The sequence below is a fragment of the Methylobacterium sp. 13MFTsu3.1M2 genome, from assembly GCF_900112625.1.
Classification (GTDB): domain Bacteria; phylum Pseudomonadota; class Alphaproteobacteria; order Rhizobiales; family Beijerinckiaceae; genus Methylobacterium.
Genome location: NZ_FOMM01000006.1, coordinates 19299 through 33226 on the forward strand (window position 1 = coordinate 19299; position 13928 = coordinate 33226).

The window sequence follows — 13928 nt, forward strand, 5'->3', positions numbered from 1 at the left end:
CTCAGGCCCGGATCGCGGCGGCGAGCCAGCCGGCGAGCTCGCCGGGCGTCATCGCGCCGATCTCGGCGCCGGCCGCTACGAGCCGCTGGGCCATCGCCCGGTCGTAGGCGGGCCGCGCCTCCGAATCGAGGGCCGCGAGGCCCAGCACGCGGGTCCGCTGGCCGGAGAGCGCCCGCACCTGCTCGACCAGGGCGGCCTCGCTCGCGCCCTCGTAGAAGTCGGAGACCAGGACCACGATCGCCCGCTCCGGCGCGGTGATCAGGCCGGCCGCGTAGCGCACGGCGCCCCCGATATCGGTGCCGCCGCCGAGCTGGACCTTCATGAGCAGCTCGCAGGCGTCGTCGCAGTCGCGGGTCAGGTCCACCACCGCCGTGTCGAAGGCGACCAAGTGGGTGCGGATGCCGGGGAGCTTCCACAGGCAGGCGGCCATCACCGAGGCGTGGATCACCGAATCGAGCATCGACCCGCTCTGGTCGACGAGCAGGATCACCTGCCAGGGCCGCATCTGCCGCCGGTTCCGGGCGAAGAAGTGCAGCCGCTCGACGGTGATCCGCCGGCTCTCGGGATCGTAGTGGCGCAGGTTGTCGCGGATCGTCCGGTTCAGGTCGAGGTCGCGGGCGCCGGGCAGGCGGGTGTGGCGCCGCCGGTCGAGCACCCCCGAGAACGCCACCGCGAGGTCCCGCGCCAGCCGCTCCATCAGCTGCCGCACCACCTCCTGCACGAGCCTGCGGGCCATCACCAGCACGTCGGGCGCCATCAGGTGCTTGGTGCGCAGGACCGCCTTCAGCAGCGTCTCGTTCGGCTCGACCCGGGACAACACCTCGGGGTTCGTGACCACGTCGTCGATGGCGTAGAGCTCGATCGCGTCGCGCTCCAGCCGCTCGATCGTCTCGCGGGGGAAGAGCGTGTGGACCGCGTTGATCCAGCCCGGCACCGTCAGGGTCGAGCCCTCGCGGCCGCCCTGGCGGCGCTCCCCCCGCGACGCGCCCTCGGCGTCGCGGCCGTAGAGCCAGTCGAGCGCCTGATCCATGGCGGCCGCATCGCCCGAGAGGGCGCAGCCGGCCCCCGCGCAGGCGGAATCCGCCGCCTCGCCCAGGATGAGCCGCCAGCGCGTGACCGGGTCGAGGCTCACCGCAGCCGCGTCCCGGCGAGGAGGCTCGGTCCGCGCAGGAGCTCGCTCGCCGTCACCGGCGCGAGCTCGCCGAAGGTGCGCTGGCCCGGATCCGACCGGCTGCTCCAGGGCGAGCCGAGGGTCAGGTCGCCGAGGGTCTGCTCCCGGTCCTCGAACTCCACCGCGCCGGTGAACAGGCCCTCCGAGAAAGTCAGCGACGCCTGGCCGGCCGCGCCGCCCGGGAAGGTCACGGCGCGCTCGATCCACCACACCACCCCGGCATCCTGGGGCGCCCCGAGGGGCCAGCCCCGGGCGGCCATGCCGCGCAGGCGGTTGGCCTCCACGACGGTCCCGGCGAAGCGGCTCGTGGTCGATGCGGCGGCCTCGGCCTCCGTGAAGGCGTAGGTCTCGCGGGCGAGCTGCGGGAAGGGCTGGACGATCTCGTAGTCGCCGAACAGCGCCCCCCAGGCCGCCAGCGCCCCGGCGTCGAGTTGCAGGGGATGGACGAGGCCGATCAGGCCCGGGGCCGCCCCGGTCAGGTCGAGGTCGAGCGGCGCGTCGTCGGCATCCGTGAAGGTCAGGTCCTCGGCCACCCGGAAGGTCAGGCCCGGACCGGTCCGCGGGTCGGCATCCGCGAAGGTGGCCCAGACGAGGCGCTGGGCGAGGTGGCGCACGAGCGGGTGCGCGGCGAAGCAGGGGCCGAACACCGTCGGCTGGACCCGGCGGGCGCCGGCGAGCATCGCCTCCAGGCGGGCCACCTGCAGGCTCGCCACGGCCCGCGCGTCCTTCTTCAGGGCGCCCCAGCGGGCCACCGCCGCCGCGGCCTTCCCGGCCTCGTCGGCCTTGGCGGGCTTGGGCAGGTCCTTGAGCCTCTGGCCGGCGGCGTCCCGGACCCAGGGCTTGAGGGTCTCGTCGAACCCGACCCGGAACCCGCGGGGGCCGAAATCGAGGTCGAGGCCGCCGCGCTCGTCGAGGTCGAGGTCGGGGGCGAGCCGGTCGGCCAGCTCCTCGGGGGTGAGGCCGCGGGCCTCGGCGAGCTGGGCGATCTTCTGCCGGGCCTTCTCCTGGAGCCCCTTGAACTTCAGCTTCTCGGCGATGCCGTTGAGGTTCATCAGCGCGACGTCGGTGCCGATGTCGACCAGCACGTCGAGTCCGGTGACCGCGCGGGCGTGGGCGGCCTCGCCGGGCCAGCGGCGGATCAGGCGGGTCAGGTCGCGGGCGGTGGCGTCGGTACCGAACCAGCCCAGCGCGCGCAGGGCCCAGCCGTCCTTGGAGGGCGTCCCGGCGGCGATCCAGGCGGAGAACAGGTCCCACGCGAAGGCCGCGAGGCTCGCCTCGGTGCAGACCTCGCGGACCATCGGCACGCCGGCGTAGACGGCGTCCGGGTTGGTGAAGGACAGCATCTCGCACAGGGTAAGGATCGCCGCGTCCGGCAGGGCGGTCCCGTCCCGCAGACGCGGCCGGGTCAGCATGGACGGCACGACCCAGGCGGGCGGCTTGCCGACCTTGGCGGGGACGCGGGCGAGGGGATCGCGGTCGAGCACCTGCGCGACCGCCTCGGTCACGTCCGGTGCCTGGTCCGCGTAGCGCGCGACCACGGAAGCGATGATGGCGCGGCCGTCCGCCTGGTCCTGAGCCAGCACGCGCAGGGCGTGCTCGCCGGCGTCGCGCAGCGCCCCGGGCCGGCCCACGGCGTCGGGCAAGAGGCGGGTGAGGGCGGTCTCGGGATGGCGGCGCAGCCAGGCCAGGGCCGGCTCGCGGGCCTTCTTGAGCTTCGTGAGGGCGCGGGCGGCGGGCCCGGCGAGGCGGGCATCGTCCACCGCCAGGACCGCCGGCAGGAGCCCGACCGGATCGGCCTCGACCAGCCCGACGAGGCCCGGCATCGCCCGCTCGCCGAACCGCGACAGCATCGCCCACACGATCTCCGGCCACTGCGAGACGTGGAAGCATCCCGCGACGACGCGCGACTGGGCCCAGAGGGCGAGCGCCAGGGGCTCGGGCTGCCGCTCCAGGCTGCCGACCAGCTGGCGATAGGGCGAGTTCGCCCAGTAATGGCAGGCCTCGTCGATCTGGGCGACGCGGCCGGCGACCCAGGCGATCAGGGCCGGCGGATCGTCGCGCGGCGGCTCGGAGAGCGGGGGCGGGATCCGGCTCCAGCCCTGCGTTGGATGGGAAAGCTCGGCGGCCGCCACGAAGGCCCGCAGCGCCTCCGGGCCGTCGAGGGTGACGGCGTTCCGCGCGCGCCAGTAGCTCGGCGCGACCTCGGGCACTGCGTGGGCGAACGGCGTCGGCAGCGGCGCGAGGGCGAGGACGAGGTCGTCCCGGGTCCGGGCCTTGGCCCGCCAGGGCGGGTCGCGCAGCACCCGCGGCCAGGCGGCGGGCTCCGCGAGGGGCACCGCGCGGGCTTCCGCCAGGGCGTCGAGGATGCCGGCCCCGCGCCCGCCCGACGCCGCGAGCCAGCCGCGGACCCGGTCGAGCCCGTGGGCGTCGAGCGCCCGGTTCACCCGGGCGCGCAGGGCGGGCTCGGACCGGCCGCCCGCGAGGGCCGCGAGGCAGCGGGGCAGGATCGCGGCGGGATCGGCCTCCAGCGCCGCGTCGAGGGCGGCCGCGACGGGCTTCTCGTGGAGGTGGGGCAGCAGGGCCGGGAGCGCCCCGGCCTCGCCCGTCGACAGGATCGCCAGGGCGACCGTGCGACGCTGCTCGTCAAGGGCGTAGTGCAGCAGCCAGTCGAGGGCCGGCAGGGCCGGCTGCCCGGCGGCGCGGGCCACCGCCAGCAGGGTCGCGGCCGCCTCGGCCGCGTCGAGGGCGCAGTAGACGAAGTAGAGGTGGTAGCTGCGCTTGGCGCGCCAGCGCGCGACCGCTTCCGGCGGCGCGTCAGCCAGCAGCGGCAGGTAGGCCGTATCGGCCGTGACGTCTATCCCCGCCGACGCGGCGGCCTCGACCACCGCGACGGGCTGGAGCGGGTGCGGGGCGGCCCGGTCGTCGGCCAGGATGAACGCGAAGGCGCAGGCCGCCGGCCAGTCGTGGTCCTCGGCGATCCGGGCGTTCAGGAGCGCGACCGCGGCGTCGTAATCGGCCTCCGGGGCGTGCACGAGGGCGGCCCGCAGGGCGAGGTGGAGCGGCTCGGCCCAGGACAGGCGCTGGTAGGCGCGAGGCGTCTTCGGGGTCGGGCGGCGGCGATCGGCCAGCCGGGCGACGGTCTCCGTCCCGCCCTCGGCCACGGCGTAGCGCAGGACCGCCTCCAGTGCCCCTCGAAGGACGGCGTCGCCGGTGGCGGCCCGGGACGGATTCCCCTGTCGGCGCGCCTCCGCGGCGTCGACGATCGCGTCCAGCCAGGCGGCAAGGCCGTCCCGGTCCGGCGGCGCTCCGGCGAGGCGCGCGGCCTCGGCATCGCCGAGCGCGGCCGCCAACGGCGCCGCGATCGCCCGCCAGGCCTCCGCCGCGTCCGGGCGCGGACCGGGGCACAGGCGGGTCGGCAGCGGCACCGCCGCGAAGACCGCGGCCGGGGCGGGGGGCGGGACGTGCTCCGGCGGAGCCTCGGCCGGCGGCGGGGCGGCCGCCGGCTCCGCGGCTCGCTCCGCGGCTGGCTCGACAAGCGTCTCGCCGACCGGCCCGGACGCCTGCACCGGGGCGGGCTTCCGGGCGGCGGCGGTCGGTGCCGGGGCGGGCGCCGGGGCGGGCGCCGCGCCGTCGGCGCGGACGTAGCCCTTGGCGGTCTTCTCGCGGACGAGCTTGTCCTTCTCCTTCACGGCCGCGGCCGCGTCGGCGCAGGTCTTGTCCTTGCTCTGGCCCTGGGTGCCGAGGCGCCCGAAGCGGACGGTGAGCGTCGGGCCGGAGACGCCGACCTCCCAGAACTTGGCCGCGCTGCCCTCGACCAGCTCGTAGCGTTCCATGGCCTGTCTCCCTCTCACGCGTCGCCGGCGGCGGCGAGCAGGCTCGGCGTCCGCAGGACCTCGCTCGCGGTCACCGGGTCGAGGTCGCCGAACCGGTGGGCCGCCGCGGCGCGCCAGCCGGTGTCGGACAGGGTCAGGGTCCGCAGCGTCTGGATCCCGTCGCCCTCCGGGCCGGGCCGGTGCCAGAACCCGTCCTCGAATCGGAGGACCGCGACGAGGCGGGTGCCGTCGGGCAGCGCGACCGGACGCTGCACCGCATGGACGTGCTCGCTCCCCGTGTCGGTCGACCAGCCCTGGGGCCGCAGCCCCCGCAGGCGGCGGCCGCCCACCCGGACCCCGTCGAAGCGGTGGGTCTCGGCGGCGCCCCGCTCGGCCTCGGTGAACGCGAAGGTCTCGCGGGCGATCTGTGGGAACGGCTGGGCGATCTCGTAATCGGCGAACAGGCCGCTCCAGGCGGTCCGTTCCTCCGGGTCGAGGTGGAGGGGGTGGGCGAGGCCGACCACACCCTCGGCCGCCGCGACGTCGAGGGCGAGGGCGTCGTCCGCGGCGTCGGTCGGCGAGAGATCCTCCGCGAGGCGGAAGACGTGCCCCGGCGGCGTCGCGGGCGCGGCGTCCGGGTAGAGGCCCCAGACGAGCCGCCCGGCGAGGTGGCGGATCAGCGGGTGGGCGGCGAAGAACGGCCAGAACACCCCGGGGGCGACGCGGCGCTGGGACGCCAGCATGGCCTCGAGCCGGGTGATCTGCAGGCCGGCCGCGGCCTCCGCGTCCTTGCGCAGGGCCGCCCAGTGCCGGGACGCCGCCTTGGCGGATTCGGGATCGTCCGCCTTGGTCGGGCGGGGTAGGGCGGCGAGCCGCCGGCCCTCGGCGTCGCGCAGGACAGGCTTCAGGGTCTCGTCGAAGCCGACCCGGAACCGGCGCTCCCCGAAGGACAGGTCGAGCCCGCCGCGCGCGTCGAGGCCGAGATCGGGGGAGAGCCGGTCGGCGAGGTCGACCTCGTCGAGGCCGCGGGCCTCGGCGGCGTCGACGATGGCGGCGCGGGCGGCCTCGCGCAGCTGCAGCAGCGGGCTCTTCTCGGCGATGGCGCTGAGGTTCATCAGCGCCACGTCGGTGCCGATCCCGGCGAGCACGGCGATGCCGGCCTTGCCACGCGGCTTGAGGCTGGCCTGCCCCCAGGCGCGGATCTGCCGGGTGAGGTCGCGGGCGGCGTGGTCGCCCCCGATCAGGGCGAGCGCCAGCATCGCCCACTCTCCCGTCGCCTTGGCGCCGGCGGCGATCCAGGACTGGAACAGCGCGACCGCGAAGGCGTCGAGGCTCTCCGGCGTGCAGGCGGCGCGGACCTGCGCGACGCCCGCGTAGGGCGCGAGCGGGTCGGAGAAGGCGAGCATCTCGCACAGGGCGGCGACGGCGGCGTCGGGCAGGGCGCCGCCGCTCCGCAGGACCGGGCGGGTCAGGGCGGCGGGGACCACCCAGTCGGGGAGCTTCGGCGGCTTGGACGGCACCTGCTCCAGCGGGTCGCTGTCGACGCCGGCGGCCACCGCTTCGGGCACGCCGGGATCCCGCTCCGCGTAGGCCGCGACGGCGGCGTCGAGGGCGGCGCGCCCCGCGGGTTCGGCGGCGAGGAAGCGCAGGGCCGCGTCGGCCGCGTCGCGGTCCGGGCCGGCGGGCCCGAGGGTCTCTGGCAGGAGCCGCAGCGCGGCGGTGCGGGGATGGGCGCGCAGCCACGCCGCCGCGGCCGGCCGGAGCTTGCGGGTGCGGTGGAAGGCCCGGGCGGCGACCGGGGCGAGGTCGGCGGCGTCCACCGGCTCGACCTCCGGCAGGAGCTGCGCCGGATCCGCCGCGACGAGGCGGACGAGGCCGGGCACGGCCCGCGCGCCGAAGCGCGACAGCATCACCGCGATGGTGCGCCGCCACGCGACGTAGTGGGCGCGCTGCGGCCCGGTCTTCTCCCACAGCATCAGCGCCAGGGGCTCGGGCTGCCACCCGACCATCCGGAACCAGGGCCCGTAGTTGAAGTAGAAGAAGCCGGTGAACGCGTCGCGGTCCAGGTCGAGCCGGCGGTCGAGCCAGGCCAGGGCGGTGACCGGATCCGCGTCGGCGGCGGGCACGGGCTCGGCCGGCGGCGGGATCGGCATGTCGTAGAGGGCCTCCGCCTCGGTGGCGCGGATCCGCGCCGCGAGGTCCGTCATGGACTCCACCAGCGTCCCGGCCTCGAAGTAGAAGGTGCTGCGGTCGAGGGCCTCGTCGGGGTCGAAGCCGTGCGCGAAGGGCGTCGGGATCGGCGCCACCGCCCGTTCCGACCGGGCGCGCGCGGTCCCGCGCCGCCGCCAGGGCGGGTCCCGGAGCACCGGGGGCAGGGCCTCCGGCGCCGCCTGCGGCGCGCTTCCGGCGGCGAGCAGCCGGTCCAGGCGCCCCGCGCCCCGGCCGCCCTCGGCCGCCGCCCAGGCGCGGGCGGTCTCGTGCCCGTGGCGCGCGGCGAGGGTCACGGCCCTGGGGCCGTAGGCGGGCTCCCCCTTGCCCTGGAGCGCGCCCAGATAGGCCCGCAGCATCCAGTCGGGGAAGGCCGCGTCGGCGGCGTCGAGGGCGTCGCGGACCAGCTTGGTGCCCACGAAGGGCAGGAGCGCGTCGAGGGCGTCGGCGGCGCGGGTCTCCAGCAGGGCCCGGGCGACGATCGTGCGCTCGGGGCCGACCGCCCCCTCCAGCAGCCAGACGAGGCCGGGGGTGGCCGGCTCGCCGGCCGCGTCGGCGACGGCGATCACCGTCGCGGCGGCCTCCTCGGCCCCGACATCGCAGGTCGCCAGCGTCGCCCGGTGATACGGCGCGGCGTACCAGGGCGCGGCCTGCGCGGGCGGCAGGTCGACGATCAGCGGCAGCGCGACGTGGGAATTGCCGTAGGCCTTGGGATCGGGCGGGTCGCAGCGCGCCAGCACCGCGCGGGCGGAGAGGGCGTGGTCGGCGCCGGGCCGGTCGTCCGCGAAGATCACCGCGAGCCAGCGGGCGAGGGTGGGCTCCGGGTCCGAAGCGGCGAGCCGAAGGGCCGCGTCCAGGGCCTCCGCGTACGCCGCCTCGGGGGCGGCGACCAGGGCCGCCCGGAGACCCAAGGTGGTGGGGATGTCCCAGGCCGAGACCGGGAGCGAGCCGTAGCGGCCGGAGGGACGGGGCCGCAGCCGGTCGAGCAGGGCTACGAGCGTCCCCCCGGTGCCGGAGCGGGCCACGAGCCAGCGGGCGAGATGCGTGAACGCCGCCCGGGCCGCCGGCCCCTGCGGTCCGGGCTTGGCGCCCCAGGGGCGCTGGCTCAGCGCCGGGCAGGCCGCCTCGAGTTGCTCCAGCCAGGCGCGGACCTCGTCCGGGTCGAGGGCCGGCGGCGCCCCGTTGAGCCGGGCGGCGAGGGCCTCGGCCGGCGCGCGCGCCTCGTCCGGGGCGGCCTCCAGCAGCGAGCGGATCCGCGCCGCGAAGGCGGCCCAGTCGGCGGCGGCGTCGAGGGGCGCGCCGGGCCGGCTGCGGGTGGGCAGGGGCGTACCGGTGAAGATCGGGACGCGGCGCGCCTCCGCGCCGGCGGCGGGGGCGGGCGACGTCCCGGCGGCCCCGGTCTCGGCGGACCGGACCTCGGCGGATCGGGCCTCGGCGGATCGGGCCTCGGCGACCTGAGCTTCGGCCGCCGGGGATGCGGCGGCGTTGCCCGTCGCCGCGGCGCCCGCTCCGGAGGCCGGATCTGGTCCGGCCCGCGCGGCCTCACCCGCCGGGCGATAGCCCTTGCCGGTCTTCTCCCGTACCAGCCGGTCGAGTTCGACCTGGGCCGCCTGCGCGCTCGGAAAGCTCTTCGTCTTGGACTGCCCCTGCGTGCCGATCCGGCCGAATCTCACGATGAGAACGCTGTCCTCGGCTCCGGCCTCCCAGAACTTCGCCGATGTTCCCGCTGTCAGCTCGTAACGCTGCATGCAGTCCTCTCCCCGTGGCGCGGCGGTAAAATTTTCCTTGTCGCGGCTCAGGTCAACCCGTGGCGGGCGAGCCGCGCGGCGACCCGCGCCTCGCGGGCCAGGGCCTCGGCCTGATCGGCCGGGCGGGCGCGCTGGCGCATCCAGGCCAGGGCCTCGACCTCGGCCCGGGCCTCGCCGAGGCCGCTCCGGCGCAGGATCGCGACGGCGATGCGCTCGCGCTCCCGGGGCGGGAACCACGCGAAGGCCATCCGCAGGGACGGCAGCGCGCGCAGGAAGTCGTCGTCGCCCCAGGCGGCCACCAGACCCTCGACGGAGGCGAGGGTCGCGTCGGCGGCGATCTCCTCGCGGGCGAGGGCGAACAGGCCGGCGAGGAAGTCGCCGAGCGTCGCGGGCAGGCCGAAGCGGCGCAGCCAGGCCAGGGCGGCCTCCGGGTCCGATCCGGCCGCGCCGCAGGCGACCCGGAAGCCGAGCGCCGCCCCCGCGAGGGCCGGCGGCGTCTCCGGATCGGCGAGTCGGCGGCCGAGCATGGCGGAGAACGGGGCGCGCAGGTCGTCGAGGCCCGGGATCTCCGCGCCGACCTCGCGGAACAGGTCGCGGCAGGCGAGGACCAGCGGGATCGCGCCGAGCCCCGCGCGGGGGTCCCGGACGGCCTCGACGACGAAGAGCGCCCGGGCCGCCAGGACGGCGCAGAGGCGGGCCAGGGCCGGCCGCGCCGGCGCGAAGGCGTCGCCGAACCGGTACAGCCGCACGATCCCGGCCCCGGCGGCGCCCAGGGCGGCAGCGTCGTGCGCCGCCGCGATGCCCGCGCTCAGGCGGGCGAGCAGTTCGCCCTCCAGGGTGAGGCCGGCGAACAGCGCGTCGGACAGGGCTCCGGCGAGAATTCCGAGGGAATCGGGCGCCGCCTCGACCCGGGCGGTGATCCGGGCGGAGGCGGCCATCTCCAGAGTCCCGCCCCAGAGCGAGGCCTCGATCAGGGCGCCGAGCCAGTGCGGGTGGCGCACGAGCGTGAAGCGCTCCCGCGGCAGGCCGGGCCCGGCGCGGTCCGGGCCCTCGCGGGCGATCCCCGGCAACCCGAGCAGGACCAGCCGGTGGAGCAGGTTCGCCCGCGCCCGGTCACCGGGCTCGGCCCAGTCGAGGTCGACGCTGCGGCGGGCCAGCCCCGGCTCCAGGTCGGCGGCGCGCAGGCGCTCGGCGACGTCGGCCACGAGGGGCGGCTGCCGGGTGCCGGGGGCGAGGCGTCCCTCGCGCGGGCCGGTGAGCGCCCGCAGCATCGCGGCGAGCGCCGGGTGGCCGGGCGCGGCGCGGCCGGCCGCCCAGGCGGGCGGGCGGTCGAGGGCGTCCTTCACCAGGGCCGCGAGGGCCGCGTCGATCAGGTCGGCGCGCAGGATCGCGGGATGGGCGCGCAGCCGGGCGAGGGCCTCGGCGTGGACCCGCCAGGCGACGCGGTCGGCGGTGGAGACGACCTGCCCGGCCTCGCGCAGGGCCGCGGTGATCGCCGTCATCGCCCAGTCGGCCGCGGGGGCGAGGCCCGACTCGGCCACGCGCTCGTAGTAGCCCGGCGCCGGCATGCCGGCCGCGTAGCCCGAGAACCGGTCGAGCCGGAGATAGGCGTAGGGCACCACGTAGCTGCCGGTGCGCAGGTCCGGCTCCGGCGGCGCCGGCTCGGGCCGGGTCCCGTCCGCGCGCGCGGCGTGGCGCCGGACGGCGTCCGCGTGCCAGCCGCCGCAGACGAGGACGACCGGCCGGTCGCCGGCCGCCCGCAGGGCGTGGGCCGCGTAGGCGCCCATGAAGCGCTCGCGGGCCTCCTCGGCGGGATCGTCCGTGCCGGGCGGGCGCAGCAGGGCGAAGTAGCGGTCGAGCCGGGCCGGCAGCTCCGCCTCGGGCGCCGCCTCGGCGAGGACGTCCCAGAGGGCATCCTGGTCGGCGACGCCGAGGGCGGCGGCCAGCGCCCGCTCGGCCGCCTCGGCACGCGCCCCGTGCGGGTCGGCGTAGCGGTTGGCGCGGCGCCCGAAGGCCGGGTCCCAGGCCGGCAGGTCGCAGAACAGCGTCTCGGCACCCACCGCCCGGCCCGCCTCCAGGGCCTGCCATTCCGGCGAGAAGGCGCAGAACGGCGTGTAGGAGGCGGCGCTGCCCGCCGCGTCGGCCCGGAACGAGAAGATCGCCACCGGCAGGTCGTGACCGAGGGCGAGGTCGGGCAGGTGCGGGTTGAAGTCGACCGGCCCCTCGATCAGCACGCAGGCTGGCCGCAGCGCCGCGATCGTGCGCCGGACGAGCCCGGCGCAGGCCGGGGAATGGTGGCGCACGCCGATGACGGTCAGGCGGCCGGGATCCGGCGCGGGACCGCTCGTTGCGGGGTTCATTGCGGGGTGAGGAGGTGCCGCGCCGCGTAGAACTCCCGCCACGCTGCGCCGGAGCGGCGGCTGACGCGCTGGTCGAGGTAGCGGCGCAGGCGGGCGAGGTCCTCGGCGTCGTCCTTGGCGGCGGTGCCGGCGAGGCAGGCGACGATGTCCTCCGGCCGGCCGGCATCGCCGCGCAGGAAATGGCCCTTCACGCCGATGGCGTGGGCGACGCTGACCGCCTCCGCGGTGCTCATCACGGACGAGAGCCGCTCCATGCCGGTGCCCTCGGTGTCCACGGCCTCGCGCAGCTCCCGGAAGCAGGTCACGAGGAGTTCGAGCACCTCCGGATCCGGGGCGCGGGGCACGCCGGAGCGGGCCAGCAGGGCGGTGGCCTCGCGCTGCACCAGGGCGAGCTCGGCGTCGAGATCGGCGATCGGGAAGACGGTCTCGAAGCCGAACCGGCGCTTGAGGGCCGCCGACATCTCGTTGACGCCCCGGTCGCGGGTATTGGCCGTGGCGATCAGGTTGAACCCCTCCCGGGCGTAGACCATCCCGTCCGCGCCGGTGAGTTCGGGCACCGCGAGCACCCGGTCGGACAGGACCGAGAGCAGGCTGTCCTGCACCTCCAGCGGGCAGCGGGTCAGCTCCTCGAAGCGGACGATCCGCCCCTCGCTGAGGCCGGTATGGAGGGCGCCCGGCACCAGGGCGCGCGGGCTCGGCCCCTCGGCGACGAGCAGCGCGTAGTTCCAGCCGTAGCGGATCTGGTCCTCGGTCAGCGACGCGCCACCCTGGATCGTCAGGGTCGAGCGCCCGCTGATCGCGGCCGCGAGGAGTTCCGAGAGCAGGCTCTTGGCGGTCCCGGGCTCGCCGATCAGCAGCAGGGCGCGGGAGGTCGCCAGGGTGACCATGGCCCGCTCCACGAGCGCCGGGGCGCAGACCACCTTGGCGGGCGTCGCGCCGTCGCCGCAGATGAAGCGCCGGACGGCCTGGAGCGAGAGCTGCCAGCCCGGCGGCCGCGGCGCCGGATCCTCGGCGCGCAGGCGCGCGAGTTCCGCGGCGTGGACGTCCTCGGCCGGGGGTCTCTGACGCGCCTCGCGATCACCGCCCGCCCGCACCGCCTTCGCCATGCACCCGTCCCCTGCCGTCGCGCCGACCCTGTCGGCGACTCCTGCGATCGGCAGAGCATGCCCCGGCACGCGCGGGTTTCTCAAGCGTCTCCGCGCATCTCCAAGCATCGGCCACCGGGCCGGGGATCCGGCACCGCCCGGGGCGCGACGGATCGGGCGTAGTCCCGAAGAAAGCCTACATCGACACCAAGCACAGCATCAGGATCGCGATCTCGAAGACGATCCAGCTGCCGAAGACGACGACCAGCTCCCAGTCGGTTCTCTCTCTGGTCTTGGCCAAAGCGTACATGTTCGACCTCCTCGCGGAGCCCGATAGGCCGCAAGCGAATTCAGTCACCACGATGGAATGCAACGCGTCCGAATATTCGAACAGATTCTGCGACGGAATGCAATTGTGCCGGGCGGCTCAATTCCGTACATAAATCAATACATTGCCTCGCGGGACGGGCTCGCGCCCCGTCTTCGATGCAGAAATATCGCATCGCAGCAAGTATTGTCCCGCAACCCCGGCGCCCGCGCCGGTCCGGTCGCGGCGGCGTGAACGGGATCCGGCCGGCCGCGTTGCCCCGGTACGCCCGGAGAGGCGGCCTGGGGAAACGCTTGCAGGATTCGCACATGAAGACGCTGATCAGCCTGACCGTCGCCGGCCTCCTGGCGACAGGCGCGGCCGCCACGGCCGCGGAGAATACCGGGACCCGCATGCAGGGTTCGCCCAACGCGGCCGGCTACACGGGCCAGGGCGCGACGGGCCAGGGCGCGACGGGCAAAGGCGAGACGACGGGCACGACGACCGGATCTCCGGGCTCGGAGATGCCGAAGCAGGACGGCCGGATGAAGGGGCCGCCGAACGCGGCCGGATTCCAGCCCGGCGGCAGCGATGGCGGCTCGGCCGGAGCCTCCGGCCGTCGCTGATCCGGCCCTGCCCGGGGCCGCTGCCCGGCGGTCTCCAGGCCGGGGACCCGGCGTCGTGATTGATGCCGAGGCCCCGGCCGCGATAGGCCTGGACGGCGGCCGGACGGGCCGCGCAACCCGGAAGGTCCCATGAAACACGGCGCGCGCAACGACATCCCCGCCACGGTGACGGCGATCAAGCGCGGGGACGTGATGGCCCAGGTCGAGGTGGAACTGGTCGGCACCGCCTACCGCATGGCCTCGGTCATGACGGTCGACTCGCTGGAGGAGCTGGGCCTCAAGGAAGGCGACACCGTCCACGTGCTCGCCAAGGCGGTGAACGTGCTGCTGGTGAAGCCGTAGCGGCCTGCGCGGCCGGCATACCGCCGTCATCCCGTTGTCATCCCGTCGTCATCCGGCCGGCCTAGGGCGGCGCCTCCCGCCCACCCGACCGGCTGCGCTCACCCGATGGATTGGTTCGACCTGCCCGAAGACCCCCAGCCGCCGTCGGCCGCCGACGAGAGCCGGATGCGGCTCTACATCGCCGTGGGGCTGATCGGCATCGGCGCCCTCGGCATGGTCGGCGGGATGCTGCACATCCTCCCCGCCTGACGACCGTCCCGCCCGGCGAC

At 76.4% G+C, this 13928-nt stretch carries 8 protein-coding genes; 3 read left to right on the plus strand and 5 right to left on the minus strand.

The window, feature by feature from the left end:
* Position 1: 1 nt before the first annotated feature.
* The 5 genes from BM314_RS05945 to BM314_RS05965 are packed head-to-tail and all read right to left on the minus strand — an operon-like array spanning position 2 to position 12405.
* A complete protein-coding gene (locus tag BM314_RS05945) occupies positions 2 to 1132 on the minus strand; it encodes a VWA domain-containing protein (RefSeq protein WP_091977394.1) in 1131 nt (376 codons plus the stop codon).
* On the minus strand, positions 1129 to 5004 hold the full coding sequence (locus tag BM314_RS05950) for a DUF4132 domain-containing protein (protein ID WP_091977395.1): 3876 nt from the start codon (positions 5002 to 5004) through the stop codon (positions 1129 to 1131). Before BM314_RS05950 ends, BM314_RS05945 begins: the two co-directional genes overlap by 4 nt.
* 14 nt (positions 5005 to 5018) lie before the next feature.
* A complete protein-coding gene (locus BM314_RS05955; RefSeq protein ID WP_091977397.1) occupies positions 5019 to 8939 on the minus strand; it encodes a DUF4132 domain-containing protein in 3921 nt (1306 codons plus the stop codon).
* A 47-nt stretch (positions 8940 to 8986) separates the two neighbouring features.
* Positions 8987 to 11299 carry a DUF5682 family protein gene (locus tag BM314_RS05960; protein ID WP_091977399.1) on the minus strand — a complete coding sequence of 771 codons (2313 nt, stop codon included), beginning with the start codon at positions 11297 to 11299 and terminating at the stop codon, positions 8987 to 8989.
* Positions 11296 to 12405, minus strand: a complete 1110-nt coding sequence (locus BM314_RS05965) for an ATP-binding protein (RefSeq protein WP_020095097.1) — start codon at positions 12403 to 12405, stop codon at positions 11296 to 11298. The genes BM314_RS05960 and BM314_RS05965 overlap by 4 nt, the downstream gene beginning before the upstream one ends.
* A 615-nt stretch (positions 12406 to 13020) precedes the next feature.
* Here BM314_RS05965 and BM314_RS05970 point away from each other — a divergent pair.
* The 3 genes from BM314_RS05970 (at position 13021) to BM314_RS30495 (ending at position 13908) form a co-directional block, all read left to right on the plus strand.
* A complete protein-coding gene (locus BM314_RS05970; protein WP_091977400.1) occupies positions 13021 to 13317 on the plus strand; it encodes a hypothetical protein in 297 nt (98 codons plus the stop codon).
* A 129-nt stretch (positions 13318 to 13446) separates the two neighbouring features.
* Positions 13447 to 13659: a TOBE domain-containing protein gene (locus tag BM314_RS05975; protein WP_020095100.1), complete on the plus strand. Its 213-nt coding sequence runs from the start codon at positions 13447 to 13449 to the stop codon at positions 13657 to 13659.
* Between the two features lie 105 nt (positions 13660 to 13764).
* Positions 13765 to 13908: a hypothetical protein gene (locus tag BM314_RS30495; protein ID WP_020095101.1), complete on the plus strand. Its 144-nt coding sequence runs from the start codon at positions 13765 to 13767 to the stop codon at positions 13906 to 13908.
* Positions 13909 to 13928: the final 20 nt, after the last annotated feature.